Annotated in this window: 14 protein-coding genes; 5 read left to right on the forward strand and 9 right to left on the reverse strand. The window is 71.4% G+C overall.

Annotated elements, in window-relative coordinates; genetic code table 11:
• Window positions 1-30: 30 nt before the first annotated feature.
• Window positions 31-1,395: an NTP/NDP exchange transporter gene (locus M503_RS0104635; protein ID WP_028928126.1), complete on the forward strand. Its 1,365-nt coding sequence runs from the start codon at window positions 31-33 to the stop codon at window positions 1,393-1,395.
• Between the two features lie 31 nt (window positions 1,396-1,426).
• On the opposite strand, the gene M503_RS0104640 is transcribed toward M503_RS0104635, so the two are convergent.
• From M503_RS0104640 to M503_RS15680, 3 genes are all read right to left on the reverse strand, one after another.
• Entirely contained in the window at window positions 1,427-1,921 is a 495-nt protein-coding gene (locus M503_RS0104640) for a hotdog fold domain-containing protein (RefSeq protein ID WP_028919211.1), read from the reverse strand.
• Window positions 1,922-2,012: 91 nt separating this feature from the next.
• On the reverse strand, window positions 2,013-4,484 hold the full coding sequence (locus tag M503_RS0104645; protein ID WP_028928127.1) for an acyl-CoA dehydrogenase: 2,472 nt from the start codon (window positions 4,482-4,484) through the stop codon (window positions 2,013-2,015).
• Window positions 4,481-5,422 (reverse strand): alpha/beta fold hydrolase, encoded by a 942-nt coding sequence (locus M503_RS15680; protein ID WP_037060507.1) that lies wholly within the window; start codon window positions 5,420-5,422, stop codon window positions 4,481-4,483. The genes M503_RS0104645 and M503_RS15680 overlap by 4 nt, the downstream gene beginning before the upstream one ends.
• A gap of 143 nt (window positions 5,423-5,565) precedes the next feature.
• Here M503_RS15680 and M503_RS0104655 point away from each other — a divergent pair, with 143 nt between their 5' ends.
• Window positions 5,566-6,159, forward strand: a complete 594-nt coding sequence (locus tag M503_RS0104655) for a TetR/AcrR family transcriptional regulator (RefSeq protein ID WP_024867756.1) — start codon at window positions 5,566-5,568, stop codon at window positions 6,157-6,159.
• 76 nt (window positions 6,160-6,235) lie between these two features.
• On the opposite strand, the gene pepQ is transcribed toward M503_RS0104655, so the two are convergent.
• The 6 genes from pepQ to rph all read right to left on the reverse strand — a co-directional run bounded on the left by pepQ (window position 6,236) and on the right by rph (window position 13,003).
• Window positions 6,236-7,552, reverse strand: coding sequence for a Xaa-Pro dipeptidase (gene pepQ, locus M503_RS0104660; RefSeq protein WP_028919209.1), 1,317 nt, complete (start codon window positions 7,550-7,552; stop codon window positions 6,236-6,238).
• A gap of 129 nt (window positions 7,553-7,681) precedes the next feature.
• The gene (locus M503_RS0104665) at window positions 7,682-8,026 is read right to left on the reverse strand and encodes a PilZ domain-containing protein (protein WP_028919208.1); all 345 of its coding nucleotides are present in this window, start codon (window positions 8,024-8,026) and stop codon (window positions 7,682-7,684) included.
• Complete coding sequence (locus M503_RS15685) at window positions 8,023-10,413, reverse strand: DUF1631 domain-containing protein (protein ID WP_051414251.1); 2,391 nt, start codon at window positions 10,411-10,413, stop codon at window positions 8,023-8,025. The genes M503_RS0104665 and M503_RS15685 overlap by 4 nt, the downstream gene beginning before the upstream one ends.
• Before the next feature lie 78 nt (window positions 10,414-10,491).
• Window positions 10,492-11,646 carry a radical SAM family heme chaperone HemW gene (gene hemW / locus M503_RS0104675; RefSeq protein WP_028919207.1) on the reverse strand — a complete coding sequence of 385 codons (1,155 nt, stop codon included), beginning with the start codon at window positions 11,644-11,646 and terminating at the stop codon, window positions 10,492-10,494.
• Between the two features lie 20 nt (window positions 11,647-11,666).
• Window positions 11,667-12,263 (reverse strand): RdgB/HAM1 family non-canonical purine NTP pyrophosphatase, encoded by a 597-nt coding sequence (rdgB, locus tag M503_RS0104680; protein ID WP_028919206.1) that lies wholly within the window; start codon window positions 12,261-12,263, stop codon window positions 11,667-11,669.
• Between the two features lie 14 nt (window positions 12,264-12,277).
• On the reverse strand, window positions 12,278-13,003 hold the full coding sequence (rph, locus tag M503_RS0104685; protein ID WP_028919205.1) for a ribonuclease PH: 726 nt from the start codon (window positions 13,001-13,003) through the stop codon (window positions 12,278-12,280).
• Between the two features lie 154 nt (window positions 13,004-13,157).
• Here rph and M503_RS0104690 point away from each other — a divergent pair, with 154 nt between their 5' ends.
• The 3 genes from M503_RS0104690 to rpoZ all read left to right on the forward strand — a co-directional run bounded on the left by M503_RS0104690 (window position 13,158) and on the right by rpoZ (window position 15,263).
• Window positions 13,158-14,018 carry a YicC/YloC family endoribonuclease gene (locus M503_RS0104690; RefSeq protein WP_028919204.1) on the forward strand — a complete coding sequence of 287 codons (861 nt, stop codon included), beginning with the start codon at window positions 13,158-13,160 and terminating at the stop codon, window positions 14,016-14,018.
• 164 nt (window positions 14,019-14,182) lie between these two features.
• Entirely contained in the window at window positions 14,183-14,803 is a 621-nt protein-coding gene (gmk, locus tag M503_RS0104695; RefSeq protein WP_028919203.1) for a guanylate kinase, read from the forward strand.
• Window positions 14,804-14,963: 160 nt separating this feature from the next.
• Window positions 14,964-15,263, forward strand: coding sequence for a DNA-directed RNA polymerase subunit omega (gene rpoZ / locus M503_RS0104700; protein WP_028917175.1), 300 nt, complete (start codon window positions 14,964-14,966; stop codon window positions 15,261-15,263).
• The last annotated feature ends 36 nt before the right edge of the window (window positions 15,264-15,299 follow it).

Consider the following 15,299-nt stretch of genomic DNA (forward strand, 5'->3'; position numbering starts at 1 on the left):
CCGGTTCGACCCCCCAGGAACGCCTCGCCCATGACCCCTGCAGACACGGCTTCCAGCCGCATCGGCCGTCTCCGCTCGGCGATGACCGAATCGCCGCCGCTGCTGTGGGCGTTCGTGTACTTCTTCTGCCTGCTCAGCGGCTACTACGTGCTGCGCCCGGTGCGCGAGGCGATGGGCGCCTCGGCCGACGTGGAGGCGATCTTCCCGCCGGCGATGATCGGCTTCTTCGCCGAGCGCGGCGTGCCGCTGCGCGACTTCACCCTGCAGGTGCTGTTCACCTGCACCTTCCTGATCATGCTGGCGCTGCAGCCGGTGTATGGCTGGCTGGTCAGCCGCTTCCCGCGGCGGGTGTTCCTGCCGGTGGTGTACGGCTTCTTCATCGCCACCCTGCTGGGTTTCTACGTGCTGTTCGACAGCGGCGTGCCGGGGCGGGGCATGGCCTTCTTCCTCTGGATCACGGTGTTCAACCTGTTCGCGGTGGCCGTGTTCTGGAGCTTCATGGCCGATGTGTTCAGCAACGCCGAGGCGCGCGCCTTCTACGGCTACATCGGCGCGGCCGGCACCCTCGGCGCGTTCCTCGGGCCGATCCTCACCCGCAGCCTCGTCGAGCGGATCGGCATCGCCAACCTGATGCTGGTCTCGGCCGGGTTCCTGGCGATGTGCGTGGTCTGCCTGCTGCGGCTGCGCCTGTGGGCGGTGGCCCGCGAGCAGGCGCGCGGCGTGGTGACCGGCGAGGTGGCGATGGGCGGCGAGGTGCTGGCCGGGCTCAAGCTGGTCCTGCGCGAACCGCTGCTGCGCTGGATGGCGCTGATGGTGATCGGCGGGGTCGGCGTGGGCACCCTGCTGTACAACGAGCAGGCGGCGATCGTGCGCCGCGCCTACACCGACCCGGCCGCGGCCACCGCCTTCTACGCGACCCTGGACCTGGCGGTGAACGCGCTGACCCTGGTGGTGCAGCTGCTGGTCACCCGCGGCCTGCTGTCGCGCTTCGGCATCGCCCCGGCGCTGCTGATCCCCGGCTGCGCGATCATCGTTGGCTTCTCGGTGCTGGCCGCCTCGCCGCTGCCGCTGATCGTGGCGGTGGTGCAGGTGGTGACCCGCGCCAGCGAGTTCTCCCTGGCCAAGCCGGCGCGCGAGACGATCTATACCCGGGTCGGCCGCGAATGGCGCTACAAGGCCGGCGCGGCCATCGACACGGTGATCTACCGCGGCGCCGACCTGAGCTTCGTCTGGCTGCACAAGCCGCTGTCGCTGATCGGCTCCAGCGCGGTGTTCGGCGCCGGTGCGCTGGTCGCCGCGGCGATGACCTTCTCGGTGCTCAGGCTGCTGCGCCAGGAGAAGCAGCTCCCCGACGAACGCGGCGCCGGGGTGGCCGCGGCGGACGGCGCCGCCTGAGCCCGGCGGCAGCTGCGCCGGAGTCCGGGGGTTACCGGCGTTCCGTAGCCGGCGTGCGGGCCGGCTTCGGCGAGATCCACATCATCACCCGGGCGCGGAACACCACCTCGCCGGCCGGGTTGCGCGCCTCCACCGCCACCGGCAGCTCGTAGGCCTCGCCGGCCTCGACCAGCGCGCCTTCCGGCGTGGCGGTGGCATGGATGGTGCCGACCGCCTTCTTCAGGTACTCGACCGTCATCCCGCGCGGGATCCAGCGCATCGACGCCGGCACGCTGGCGTCGGTCATCACCCCGGCGACCAGTTCGGCGAGGTTGCACAGGGCGATGGCGTGGACCGTGCCGAGGTGGTTGGTGACCTTGCGGCGGTGCCGGATCGTGGCCTCGCAGCGGCCCGGTTCGAGCACGGTGATGCGCGGGGCGATGGTGGCGAAGTAGGGCGCCTTGAAACAGACCGCGCGCGAGAACAGCCAGCCTCCGGCCGGCCAGCGCTGCATGCGGTGCCAGGTGTCGAGCAGGCGGTTGGACATCGGTTCGCTCCTGGGGCGTGGGTCCGGATACGCGGACGGCGGGCCCTGGGGCCCGCCGTCCTGGTGTCGCTCTGCCGGTGTCGCGGGCGGATCAGGCCGCTTCGCGATTGCCCGGGCGGGGCTGGTCGTAGTAGCTGGCCGCGCGCAGCTCGTGGGCGTCGAAGTCGTCCACGGTGATCGCCTCGAGGGTGATCTGGCGCAGCTCTTCCAGCTGCTTGCGCTCCTCGGCGGTGATCACGCCCTCGGCCACGGCCTCGTCCAGCTGCGCCGGGAAGTCCAGCGCCTCGATGCCCTTGGTCTTGAGCGCCTTGAGGAACTTGCGCTCGACCGGCTCGGCGGCCACGGCCTTGGCCAGGTAGCTGTCGATGCGGCCGCCCGGGTTGTTCTCGCACGGGGTCAGGAACACGCCCTGGCCCAGGCGGTCGCGCGCCTCGTTCGGCGACATCAGCAGCGAGGCCACGCGGTGGTTCAGGCGGTCGCCGGGGGCCTCGGCGCGACGGCCGAGCGGGAACACCAGTGCCCACAGCAGCCAGCCCACCGGGCGGATCGGGAAGTTGCGCAGCGCATCGGACAGCGCCTTCTCGATCACGTAGAAGCTGTTGTACATGCTCCACGCCAGCAGCGGCTTGTCCGCTTCCGGGGTGCCCTCGTCGTGGTAGCGCTTGAGCACGGCGCCGGCCATGTACAGGTGGCTCAGCACGTCGCCCAGGCGGCCGGACAGCGACTCCTTGAACTTCAGCTTGCCGCCCAGCAGCAGCATCGACAGGTCGGTCATCAGCGCCAGGTTGGCCGAGTACCGGTCGAGCTTGCGGAAGAACGGACGGGTGTAGTCGTTGCCCGGGACGCTGCCGAACTTGGAGCCGGTCAGGCCCATCCAGAACGAACGCACGGCGTTGGAGATGCCGTAGCGGACGTGGCCGGCCAGGCTCTCGTCGAAGGACTCGACCGCGGCCTTGCGGTCCTTGTCCTGCGCCGCCTTCATTTCCTTCATCACCCACGGATGGCACAGGATCGCGCCCTGGCCGAAGATCAGCAGGCTGCGGGTCATGATGTTGGCGCCTTCCACGGTCACGCCGATCGGCGCGGCCTGCCAGCCGCGGCCGGCGAAGTTGCGCGGGCCGAGGATGATGCCCTTGCCGCCGATCACGTCCATGACGTCGGTGATCACTTCGCGGCCCATGGTGGTGCAGTGGTACTTGGCGATCGCCGACGGCACCGACGGCACATCGCCGCGGTCGACGGCGGCAGCGGTGGCCTGGGCCAGCGCGCTGGCGGTGTAGGCCTTGCCGCCGATGCGGGCCAGCGCTTCCTCGACGCCCTCGAAGCGGCCGACCGACAGGCCGAACTGCTTGCGGATGCGGGCGTAGGCGCCGGTCACGCGGGCACCGGCCTTGGCGCCGCCGGACGCGGTCGACGGCAGGGTGATCGAGCGGCCCACGGCCAGGCACTCGTTGAGCATGTTCCAGCCCTTGCCGGCCATCTCGGCGCCGCCGATCAGCTGGCTGAGCGGGATGAACACGTCCTTGCCGCGGATCGGGCCGTTCTGGAACGGCGAGTTCAGCGGGAAGTGGCGGCGGCCGATCTCGACGCCGGCGGTGTCACGCGGCAGCAGGGCCAGGGTGATGCCGATGTCCTTGGTGTCGCCGATCAGGCCATCCGGGTCGTACATGCGGAAGGCCAGGCCGATCAGCGTGGCGACCGGGGCCAGGGTGATGTAGCGCTTGTCGAACGTCAGGCGCACGCCGAGCACGTTGGCGCCGTTCCACTCGCCCTTGCAGACGATGCCGTAGTCCGGGATCGAGGTCGCGTCGGAACCGGCGAACGGGCCGGTCAGGCCGAAGCAGGGCACTTCCTGGCCGACGGCCAGGCGCGGCAGGTAGTACTCCTTCTGCTCCCTGGTGCCGTAGTGGTTGAGCAGCTCGCCCGGGCCCAGCGAGTTCGGCACGCCGACGGTGGAGCTGACCACCGAGGAGACCGAGGCGATCTTCTGGATCACCTTGTGGTGGGCCAGCGCGGAGAAGCCCAGGCCGCCGTATTCCTTCGGGATGATCATGCCGAAGAACCGGTTCTTCTTGATGAAGTCCCACAGCTCCGGCGGCAGGTCCGCGTGGACGTGGGTGATCTCCCAGTCGTTGATCATCCTGCACAGCTCCTCGACCGGGCCGTCGAGGAAGGCCTGCTCTTCGGCGCTGAGCTGCGGCTTCGGGTAGTCGAGCAGCTTCTGCCAGTCCGGGTCGCCGGTGAACAGCTCGCCTTCGAAGCCGACCGAACCGGTCTCCAGGGCGATGCGCTCGGTCTGCGACAGCGGCGGCAGGATCCTGCGGAACACGTCCAGCAGCGGCGCCACCAGCAGCGGCTTGCGGATGAACGGCAGCAGCAGCGGCACGGCGATGACCGCCGCGACGATGGCCACGACGACGGTGGCGGTCTGGTGGGCGCCGAGCAGCCAGCAGCCGACCAGCGCCGTGGCAAGCAGGGCTGCCCAGGCGGCGAGGCGCCAGCGGTGGTATGCGGCGAATGCGCTGATCAGTATGAATGCCAGGATTGGCGCGGCGATGCTCATGGGTCTGCTCCGGTGACGGGCGCTGGAGCCCGGTGCGCGGTGGAAATGCCGGAGTTTTCGCTCCGGTCCAGTTCCGCCAGGTATTCCAGCACGGTGGCGGTAAAACGGTCGTTGTCGTCGCCGGCCAGCATATGCGTGGCATCGGCGAGCTGCACATGGCGCGCGTGCGGCGCCAGTTCGAGGAAATGTCCGATGGTGTCGGCGGACACCAGGTCGCTGCGGCCGCCGCTGACCAGCAGCAGCGGGCAGCGCACCGCGCGGGTGGCCTCGGCGATGTCGTCCTGGTGGCGTTCGGCGTCGCGTGCCAGCTCGTCGACCAGGCGCGGGTCCCAGTGCCAGCGCCAGCGGCCGTCTTCGCCCTGGCGCAGCAGTTCGCGCAGGGTTCCGGGCGACTTGCGGCCGCGGCGGTGCGGCAGGTAGGCGGCAATCGCGTCGGCGGCCTCGTCGAGCGAGGCGAAGCCCTGCGGGAAGGCAGTCATGAAGCCGAGCACGCGCTCGACCCCGGCCGCTTCCCAGCGCGGAGTGATGTCGACCAGCACCATCGCCCGGAACAGGCCGGGCCAGCGCGCCTCGGCGAGGAGGCCGAACAGCCCGCCCATCGAGGCGGCGACCAGCACCGGCGGCTGCGGCAGCTCGCCGGCCAGCACGATCAGGTCGTCGGTGAACTGGTGCCCGGTGTAGGGCTCGTCGGCCGCATTGCGGTCCGAGCCGCCATGGCCGCGGGCGTCGTAGGCCAGGCCGGGATGGCCATGCGCGGCGAGGGTCGCGGCGGTAGCCGACCAGGCGCCGCGGGTCTGGCCGAAGCCGTGCGCGTAGACGACGGCGGGCGCCTCGTGGGCCTGCCCGGCGGCGTGGCAGCGGGTGGCAGCCAGCGCCAGTCCCGCGCCTTCGAGGCGCAGGTCGACGACCGTCGGGACGGTAGTGGCAGCCAGATCCATACCTGATGGTATGGACCGCCTCGAGGGAAAGTCAATACGAAGGCGTATGGCGGTGCAGCATCGGCCGTATGGTTCGTGATCCACTGCAGTTTCCCGAGAAACGGCGTACTGCAACGCACTACTGCGTATGGTTAAATCGGGGCATGAACACGAGCCCCGCCGCCCCGATGCCTTCCGCTCCCGCGCGCAGCAGTCGTCTCAGTGCTGCCGACTGGGCCCAGGTCGCCCTCGACGTGATCGCCGAGCAGGGCGTCGCCGCCGTGGCGGTCGAACCGCTTGCCCGCCGACTCGGCGTCACCAAGGGCAGCTTCTATTGGCACTTCCCGTCGCGCGACGCGCTGCTGCAGGCTGCGCTGGAGCGCTGGGAAGAAGTCGAGCAGGAGCAGGTCTTCGGCAGCCTGGAAGAGGTGCCCGATCCGCGTGAACGGCTGCGCCGCCTGTTCCAGCTGGTCGGCCACGAGACCAAGCCGCACGCGATCTACAGCGAACTGCTCAAGGCGCTGGAACACCCGGCGGTGGGCCCGGTGATCCAGCGCGTGTCGCAGCGCCGCCTGGACTACCTCACCGCCTCGTTCCGCCAGGCCGGGCTCGGCCGCACCGAATCGGTGAACCGCGCGCGCCTGACCTACGCGGCGTACGTCGGCTTCCTGCAGCTGCGCCCGCACCAGCCGAAGATGACCCACGAGGAGTTCGAGGAGTACCTCGAGCACGTGATCAATACGCTGATCCCGGTCTGACACCGGATCGGCCGCGGCGCTCTGCGCGCCGGGACGCCTCGCCCCCGCTGGCGCGGGGGCGTTCCGGCGTCGAAGCTCAGGCGAAGGCCGGCCGGGTCAGGTTCTCCGGCGCGCCATCGGTGCACGCCACGTCGTCCTCGATGCGGATGCCGCCGTACGGGCGGAAGTGGTCGACGCGCGCCCAGTCGACGCTGTCGCCGTGGCCGTTCTTCTTCACCTCGTCCAGCAGCATGTCGATGAAGTAGATGCCCGGCTCGATGGTGACGACCATGCCCGGCTCCAGCACGCGGGTCATGCGCAGGTAGGGATGGCCTTCCGGGCGCGGGATGGTGCCGCCGCGGTCGCTGGCGGCGAAGCCGGCCACGTCGTGCACCTGCAGGCCGATCGGGTGGCCCAGGCCGTGCGGGAAGAACGCCGCGCTGACGCCGGTGGCCAGCGCCGCTTCCGGCGACACCTTCAGCACGCCGAAGTCGCGCAGGATGCCCATCAGCGCCAGGTGCGCGTCCACGTGCAGCTGGCGGTAGTCGGCGCCGGCGCGCACCGCCGCGCACATGCCCTGCTGGGCGGCGTCGACCGCGTCGATCATCGCCTGGAACTCGCTGCCGCGGTCGGCCGCGTAGGTGCGGGTGATGTCGGCCGCGTAGCCGCAATGGCTGGCGCCGGCGTCGATCAGGAAGCCGAGCGATTCGGCCGGCGGGTCGCGGTCCAGCTCGGTGTAGTGCAGCACCGCGCCGTGCGTGTTGAGCGCGACGATGTTCTGGTACGGGACCTCGGTCGCGTCCTGCTGCGCGGCGGCGCAATAGGCCATGTGGATCTCGAACTCGCTGGCGCCGGCGCGGAAGGCGCGCTCGGCGGCACGGTGCGCGTGCGCGGCGCGGCGCTGGGCCAGGCGCATCAGCGCCAGCTCGTACGGGGTCTTGTACGAGCGCTGGTAATGCAGGTAGTCCAGCGCCGCGGCCGGGTTGTTCGGCGCGTAGTCGCCCAGGGTGCTGTTGGCCTCGCCGAGGATCGCGCAGCGCGCCGCCGGCGGCAGCAGCGGCAGCGCCTCCTCCGGCGTGCGGATCACGTGCACCTCGCAATGCTCGACCCACCAGCCGCCCGGCGCCTCCGGCACCACGTGCCAGTAGTCGAACGGCTGCAGGTAGATCACCTTCGGCCGCTGGCCGGGCGTGTACAACAGCCAGCTGTCGGTGACCGTGGTCAGCGGCAGCCAGTGCTTGAAGTGCGGGTTCACCGCGAACGGATAGTCGCGGTCGTCGAACAGCTGGTAGTGGCGGCGGCCGCTGGGAACCAGCAGGTGGTCATGGCCGCTGCGCGCCAGCGCCTCGTCGGCGCGGGCCTTCAGCACGGCCAGGTGTTGGGGGTAGAGCTGGGCGGGATTGGCGGCGTCCATGGCGGCATGCAGGTGCGGAAAGGGGCAAGTGTGCCCCATCCGGCCTGTACCGGGACGGGCCGGCGGTCATGGCGTCGCGCCGGTCTGCGGCGCAGGCGGGGCGGGGCACATCGCGCCCCGCGTGCCGGTTCAGCGCACCGTGGCCTCGTCGCCGGCGCGCACCCACTCGCGGATGTGGCGGCGCTGCTCGTCGGCGATGGTCAGGAAGCGGAAGCCGCACCAGCTCTGCCCCGGGGTGTTGGCGTCGACCTTCCACAGCAGGTGCACGCCGACGTTGAGCGGCTGCGGCCGGCCGCCTAGGTGGAAGCGCAGCTGGTACAGCGCGTCCTCGACCAGCGGCGCCGAGGCGATCAGCAGCATGCCGGTTTCGGAGAGGTTGCCCAGCTGGCCGACGACCTGGTCGGTCATGGTGTCGATCACCGGCACCACCGTGGTGACGTGGCGGCGCGGCGCGCGGCGGGTGTCGTGGATCATGCGCGGGCCCCCACGGTGGTGTCGTTGCCGATCCCGGCCAGGCCGCGCAGCGCGCGCAGGGTGGCCTGCCAGGCGCGGTCGATCAGGCGCCCGCGGTCCTCGGTGACCACCCGCGCCTGGCCGCGGGCCATCAGCCGCGCCAGCGAGTCCATCGAGTGCTCGCCGACCCTGTGGCCGCGCGCGTTCACGAACAGCGCGTTGTCGCTGACCGGGCTGTACCAGGACAGGCGTTCGCGGTGTACGTGGCCCTGCTGGTTGTGCACGAACTCGAACCAGGTGCCGAACGGCAGCGTGCGCAGGTACTCGTAGCAGGACTGCTCCTCGGTGGTGCGCGGCGGCAGCTTCGGCTTCTTCGCCTCGCCGGCCGCGCCTTCGCCCAGGCGCGCGCGCGCCTTGAGCCGGGCGGTCAGTTCGGTGCGCGAGGTGCTCTCGTCCTCGTCGCTGCGGGCAAGGCGGCGCGCGATCGCGCTGGCCTCGTCCTCGTGGTAGCCGACCTGGCGCAGCGCGGTATCGATCTGGCCCGCCAGCTCCGGATCCAGCGGCGCGTCGGGCGTGCAGGTCACCTCCAGGATGCGCTCGGTCGCCGCGTCGCGCTCGCGCCACTCCGGCGAGTCCTCGCCGTGGCGCAGCGCGGTCAGGGTCAGCACGTCGGCCCAGGCCTGGTTGATCAGGGCGCGCACGAACTGCGGCGGATTGCGCCCTTCCAGGCGGGTGGCGATCGCCACCGAGGCGGCGCGCTTGGCCGTCTCCAGGCGGTCGCGGCCGCGCGCGGCCTCGACCTGGCGGCGCTCGGCGATCTCGGCCTTGCGCGCCTGCGAGCGGTAGTGCTCCTGCACCTCGCGGTTGGCGCGCTCGAATACGGCCTCGTCGCCGTCGTATTCCTCGACCACGCGGTCGACCGCCTGCTCCAGCTGCAGGACCAGTTGCGGGTCGTTGTCGTCGTCCGCCAGCCAGGTGGCGCCGGATTCGGCCACCGAGTTGAGCAGTTCGCGCGCCGGGTGCTGGTCGCGGACGAAGAAGCTGCGGTCCTGCACCGCCGCGCGCATCACCGGGACCTGCAGGCGTTCGAGCAGGTCCTGCGCCGGCGCATCCTCGTGCACCTCGCGGCCGATCTCGCGGTACAGCATGCCCAGCAGGTCGAAGGTGTCGTTGTGCTCCTGCGACAGCCCGGCCTGCGGGCCGTGCTGTTCGCGGGCCCGCGCCAGCATCGCCTGGCGCAGGTCGTCGAGCGTGCGGCGCGGCCGGCCCGGCGCGCGCTTCGGCGGCGGCGCCGCCTGCATCGCGCCGAGGGTGTTGACCACCGCGTCCACCGGCAGGATGTTGCCGGCCGGCGCCACGGGCGCCTGGCCGCTGGCGGCGCGGCGCTCGTTGAGCAGCTCCTGCAGCGCGGCGAACAGCGTCTCGGGCAGTTCGGCCGTGACCGTGGCGCCGTCGTGGGCGCCCGCTGCGCCCTGCGCTGCGCCGGCGGCGGCCGCCCCAGCGGCTCCCGCNCCCGCGCCCCCGCCGGTTCCGGCTTCGCCGGCATCGGCGCCGTGGCGCGCGCCCAGCCCGGCCATCAGCGCGCCGCTCCAGGCCGAAGGCGCCGCCTGCCCGTGCCAGCCGGTCAGCGGGCGCTGGCCCGGCGTGCCGGTGCCGGGTGGCGGCACGCGGCTGGCGCCCGGGGTGCGCGGGCGGTAGGGCATGTAGGCCAGCCCGGGGAGGATGTCCTCGTGGGCCAGCAGCACGTTGAGCCGCTCGACCAGTTCGCCGTAGCGCTCCATCACCTGGCGTTCGAACACCCGGTACAGCAGCAGCTGCGAATCCAGGCTCAGTTCCAGCGCCTCGCCGGACTCGCGCAGGATCCGGCACAGCGCATGCGGACCGATCGGCAGGGTTTCCGGATCGTAGGCCGGGCGCGCCGCGAGCACGGCGAAGCGCTGGCCGAGCAGCAGCAGCGGGGTGCCGCCGCGCTGCGCCTCGCGGCGCGCGATCTCGTTGAGGACGATGTCGCGGTCGAGGTCGGTGTCCTCGACCAGGGTCAGGTGCTGGAACTGCAGCGGCGGCGCGGTTGCCGGCGGGGCGGCCGGTTCCTGCGGATCGCGCAGGCAGGCCAGTTCCGCCTCCAGGCCGGCGAGGAAGCGCGGCACCAGGTCGGCGCGGTGCTTGCGCAGGTGCTGCAGTTCGGCGAAGTGCTCGGACTGGTCCTGGCTGCTGCGCGCGCGGTCGGCCTGCTTGAACAGCTGCCGTTCGAACTCGGCGAGGGCCAGGTTGAGCGAGGTGGTCAGCGCCTGCCCGGCGTGGGTGTTCACCGCCTCCAGGACGTGGCGGACGCGCGGCGGCAGCGGTGCACCCGCGAGCGTTCGCAGGCGCGCCCCGGCGTTGGAAACAGGCCGATCAGTCGCAGGCATCCGTGGTACCCCCTGTGGCGCGGTATTTAGCACGTTTGCCCCGGTGCGGCCACCGAACGGAGCAAGCGGGGCGACGGGTCAGAGGAACAGGCCGATGACGTCGTTGGCGAAGCGGCGCCCCAGGACGGTCGGCGCGACCCGCGTGGCCGAAACCGACAGCCATTCCCGTTGCCGGGCCGTTTCCAGCGCCGGCGCGATGCTGTCCCGGGACAGCCCGGTCCGTACCTCGAAATCGGCCAGGTCGAAGCCCTCGTGCAGGCGCAGGGCGTTGAGCATGTATTCGAACGGGCGCTGCTCCGGGGCGATGCGGTCGTCGCCACCGATCGCCTGGTCGCTGCCGGCGGCGGCCATCCAGGTGGCCGGGTGCTTGTGCTTCCAGCGGCGCAGGATCGCCTGTTCGGCGCCCAGGGTAATCTTGCCGTGGGCGCCGGCGCCGATCCCCAGATAGTCGCCGTAACGCCAGTAGTTGAGGTTGTGCGCGCACTGCCGGCCCGGGCGGGCGTAGGCGCTGGTCTCGTAGTGGCCGTAGCCGGCGTCGGCCAGCAGGGCCTGGCAACGTTCCTGGATGTCCCAGGCGAGGTCGTCGTCCGGGATGCCCTGCGGCGGCCGGGCGTAGAACACCGTGTTCGGTTCCAGAGTCAGCTGGTAGTGGCTGATGTGCGCCGGCTGCAGGGCGAAGGCGCGTTCCAGGTCGCGCTCGGCCATGGCCAGGTCCTGGCCGGGCAGGGCGTACATCAGGTCCAGGTTGAGGTTGTCGAAGCCGGCGTCCTGGGCCAGCTTCACCGCCGCATCGGCCTCGGCGCTGTCGTGGATCCGGCCCAGGCGCTGCAGGCAGCCGTCGTCGAAGCTCTGGATGCCGAAGCTGATCCGGTTCACGCCGGCGGCGCGGTAGCCCTCGAAGCGGTCGTGTTCGGCGGTGCCGGGGTTGGCCTCGAGGGTGATCTCCGCATCGGGCGCGAAGCGCAGCCGCGCCGAGGCGGCCGAGAGGATGGCTTCGATCGCGGAGGCGGGGAACAGGCTGGGCGTGCCGCCGCCGAAGAACACGCTGTGCACGGTGCGGCCCCAGACCAGCGGCAGGTCGTGCTCGAGGTCGCGCACCAGCGCGGCGACGTAGTCGTCGAACGGCAGTTCGCCCTTGGCGCCGTGCGAGTTGAAGTCGCAGTACGGGCATTTGCGCACGCACCAGGGCAGGTGCACGTACAGCGACAGCGGCGGCGGGATCAGGTCGGGCATGGTTGGGTCGCGCCGGGCGCTCAGCCGAGTACTTCGGGCAGGCGCGCGCGCAGCTGTTCCAGCGCCTTGCCGCGGTGGCTGATGCGGTTCTTCAGCGCCATCGGCATTTCCGCCGCGGTCTGCCCGTGCTCCGGGTCGAGGAACACCGGATCGTAGCCATGGCCGCCTTCGCCGCGGCGCTCACGGGTGATGCGGCCGCGCCACTGGCCTTCCACCAGCAGCGGCTGCGGGTCTTCGGCATGGCGCAGCACCACCAGCACGCACTGGAAGTGGGCGCCGCGATGGTCGTCTTCCACGCCGTCGAGTTCGGCCAGCAGCTTGTCGATGTTGCGCTGCGGATCGACCGGTTCGCCGGCGTAGCGCGCCGAGTACAGGCCCGGCGCGCCGCCGAGCGCGTCCACGCACAGGCCGGAATCGTCAGCCAGCGCCGGCAGGCCGGTGACGCGGCTGGCGTGGCGGGCCTTGATCAGCGCGTTCTCGATGAAGGTCAGCCCGGTTTCCTCGGCGTCCTCGACGCCCAGCTCCGGCTGCGCGACCAGCTCGATGCCGCTGCCGGCCAGCAGGTGGCGCAGTTCGTCGAGCTTGCCGCGATTGGAGGAGGCCAATACCAGTTTCATTGCCTGTTCCCGCCTCAGCCGGCCAGCGCCTGGCGCTGCAGCTCCAGCAGCTGGCCGATGCCGGTTTCGGCCAGGGCCAGCAGCGCATCCAGTTCGTCGCGGCGGAAGGCATGGCCCTCGGCCGTGCCCTGCAGCTCGATGAAGCCGCCGCCGTCGTTCATCACCACGTTCATGTCGGTGTCGCAGTCGCTGTCCTCGGCGTAGTCCAGGTCCAGCACCGGCACGCCCTTGTACACGCCGACCGAGACCGCGGCGACCGCGCCGAACACCGGGTCGCGCTTGATCTCGCCACGGCCCTGCAGCCAGCGCACCGCGTCGACCAGGGCCACGTAGGCGCCGGTGATCGCCGCGGTGCGGGTGCCGCCGTCGGCCTGAAGCACGTCGCAGTCGAGGGTGATGGTGCGCTCGCCGAGGGCGCCGCGGTCGACGCAGGCGCGCAGGGTGCGGCCGATCAGGCGCTGGATCTCCAAGGTGCGGCCGCCCTGCTTGCCGCGCGAGGCCTCGCGGTCGGAGCGGGTATGGGTGGAGCGCGGCAGCATGCCGTACTCGGCGGTCACCCAGCCCTCGCCCTTGCCACGCAGGAACGCCGGCACCTTGTTGTCGACGCTGGCGGTGCACAGCACGCGGGTATCGCCGAAGCTCACCAGCACCGAGCCTTCGGCGTGGCGGGTGAAGCCGCGCTGGATGCGCACTTCGCGCAGCTGGTCGGGCGCGCGGCCACTGGGACGGACTACGGTCATTCGGGGGTTCCGGTCGGGAAGTACGGGGGGGCGCAACGGGCGCGCGGGCGGTCGCGGGCAGGCGGCCCGGGGTGCCGTGGCGGGCCGGCTAGATTACCATTCGCGCCTTGCCGCAGCGCCCGCGCGCCTGCGCCCCGTGACACAAGGACCCCGCATGATCCGCAGCATGACCGCCTTCGCCAGCGGCGAACGCGCTACTCCCTGGGGCGTGCTGGCCTGCGAGCTGCGCTCGGTCAACCACCGCTTCCTCGAGACCGGCCTGCGCCTGTCCGACGAGCTGCGCGCGCTGGAACCGCTGCTGCGCGAGCGGGTCGCCGCACGCGTCCAGCGCGGCAAGCTCGACCTGGCCCTGCGCCTGCGCGCGCCGGAGTCGACCGCCTCGCTGGTGGTGAACGAAGCGCTGCTCGGCCAGCTCGGCGAGCTGGCGACGAAGCTCGACGGCCAGTTCCCCGGCCTGCGGGTCGAATTCACCCAGCTGCTGCAGGTGCCCGGGGTGATGCAGGTGCAGGCCGCCGACAGCGAAGCCCTGCAGGCCGAAGCGCTGTCGCTGCTGGACGAGGTGCTCGACGGCTTCGTTGCCGCGCGCGAGCGCGAGGGCGCCAAGCTGGCCGCCGCCATCGTCGAACGCGTCGACGGCATCGAGCGCATCGCCGCGCAGGTGCGCGAGCTGATCCCGGCGATCCGCGACGGCCAGCGCGCCAAGCTCGCCGCCCGCCTGGCCGACCTGCCGCACCCGGTCGACCCCGGCCGCGCCGAGCAGGAACTGGTGCTGTGGCTGCAGAAGCTGGACGTGGACGAGGAGCTGGACCGCCTCGGCAGCCACATCGCCGAGATCCGCCGCATCCTCGCCCAGCGCGAGCCGGTCGGCCGCCGCCTCGACTTCCTGCTGCAGGAATTCAACCGCGAGGCCAACACCCTGGGCTCCAAGTCGGTGGACGCGCGCACCTCGGCCGCCGCGGTCGAGCTGAAGGTGCTGATCGACCAGGTCCGCGAACAGGTACAGAACATCGAGTAAGAGCCGGGTGGTGATTCGTGATTCGTGGAAGAGCCGGGATGGAAGAGCCGGGATTGGTGATTTGTGATTCGTGATTCGATAGAGCAAAGGCAGCGGCCGGGGCAGGCATGGATGGGAGTGTTGCGATGACCAATCCCGAATCCCGGATCCCGGATCCCGCGCCCATGCGCGGCACCCTCTTCGTCGTGGCCGCGCCCTCCGGGGCCGGCAAGTCGAGCATCGTCAACGCGGTGCTGGCCCGCGACCCGCAGATCCGCCTGTCGATCTCGTTCACCTCGCGCGGGCCGCGCCCGGGCGAGCGCCATGCGCAGCACTACCACTTCGTGTCCGAGGAGGAGTTCCAGCGCATGATCGACGCCGGCGACTTCTTCGAGTACGCCCGCGTGCACGGCGACTGGAAGGGCACGGCGCGGCAGTCGGTGGAGCCGCAGCTGGCCGCCGGCCACGACGTGCTGCTGGAGATCGACTGGCAGGGCGCGCTGCAGGTGCGGGAGAAGGTGCCCGATGCGGTCAGCCTGTTCATCCTGCCGCCCTCGCGCCAGGCGCTGGAGCAGCGCATGCGCGCCCGCGGCCAGGACACCGAGGAAGTCATCGCCCGCCGCCTGGCCGCCGCCCGCGAGGAGATGTCGCATTACAGCGACTTCGACTACGTGATCGTCAACGAGGTCTTCGAAACCGCGGTGGACGAGGCCTGCGCGGTGTTCACCGCCAGTCGCCTGCGCTGCGCCCAGCAGCAGCAGCGCCATGCCGCGCTGATCGAGGCGCTGCTGGCGCCGGAGGCCTGAGCCCGCCGTGCAAGGGCGGACTCGGCCCCTGCCTGCGGCCTAAGCGTTTGATTGCAAAGGCCCGTTCAGCCGGAAGGCTTGCCCGGACGGCCGGCCAGGGCGTACACTCCGCGCCCGATCCCCCTTTCACGAGCGGCGACCGCAGTCGCCTGGAACCCCTATGGCCCGTATCACCGTCGAAGATTGCCTGGAAGTGGTCAACAACCGCTTCGAACTGGTCATGATGGCCGCCAAGCGCGCCCGCCAGCTGGCCAATGGCGTGCCGGCCACCCTGGACAACAGCGAGAGCGACGACAAGCCGACCGTGCTGGCGCTGCGCGAGATCGCTGCCCGCACCATCGACAACGCCCTGATCGACGAGGTCGAGAAGGCCGAGCGCGAGCGTGCCGAGCGCGAGGCGCTGGAGTGGGCCGCCGCCGAGGTGGTCGCCGACGAGGACATGTCCAAGGGCGACGACTGACGCCGCGCCACCGCGCTGCCTGCTTCCCCGGACGGC

Source organism: Pseudoxanthomonas suwonensis J47 (assembly GCF_000513955.1).
Classification (GTDB): domain Bacteria; phylum Pseudomonadota; class Gammaproteobacteria; order Xanthomonadales; family Xanthomonadaceae; genus Pseudoxanthomonas; species Pseudoxanthomonas suwonensis_C.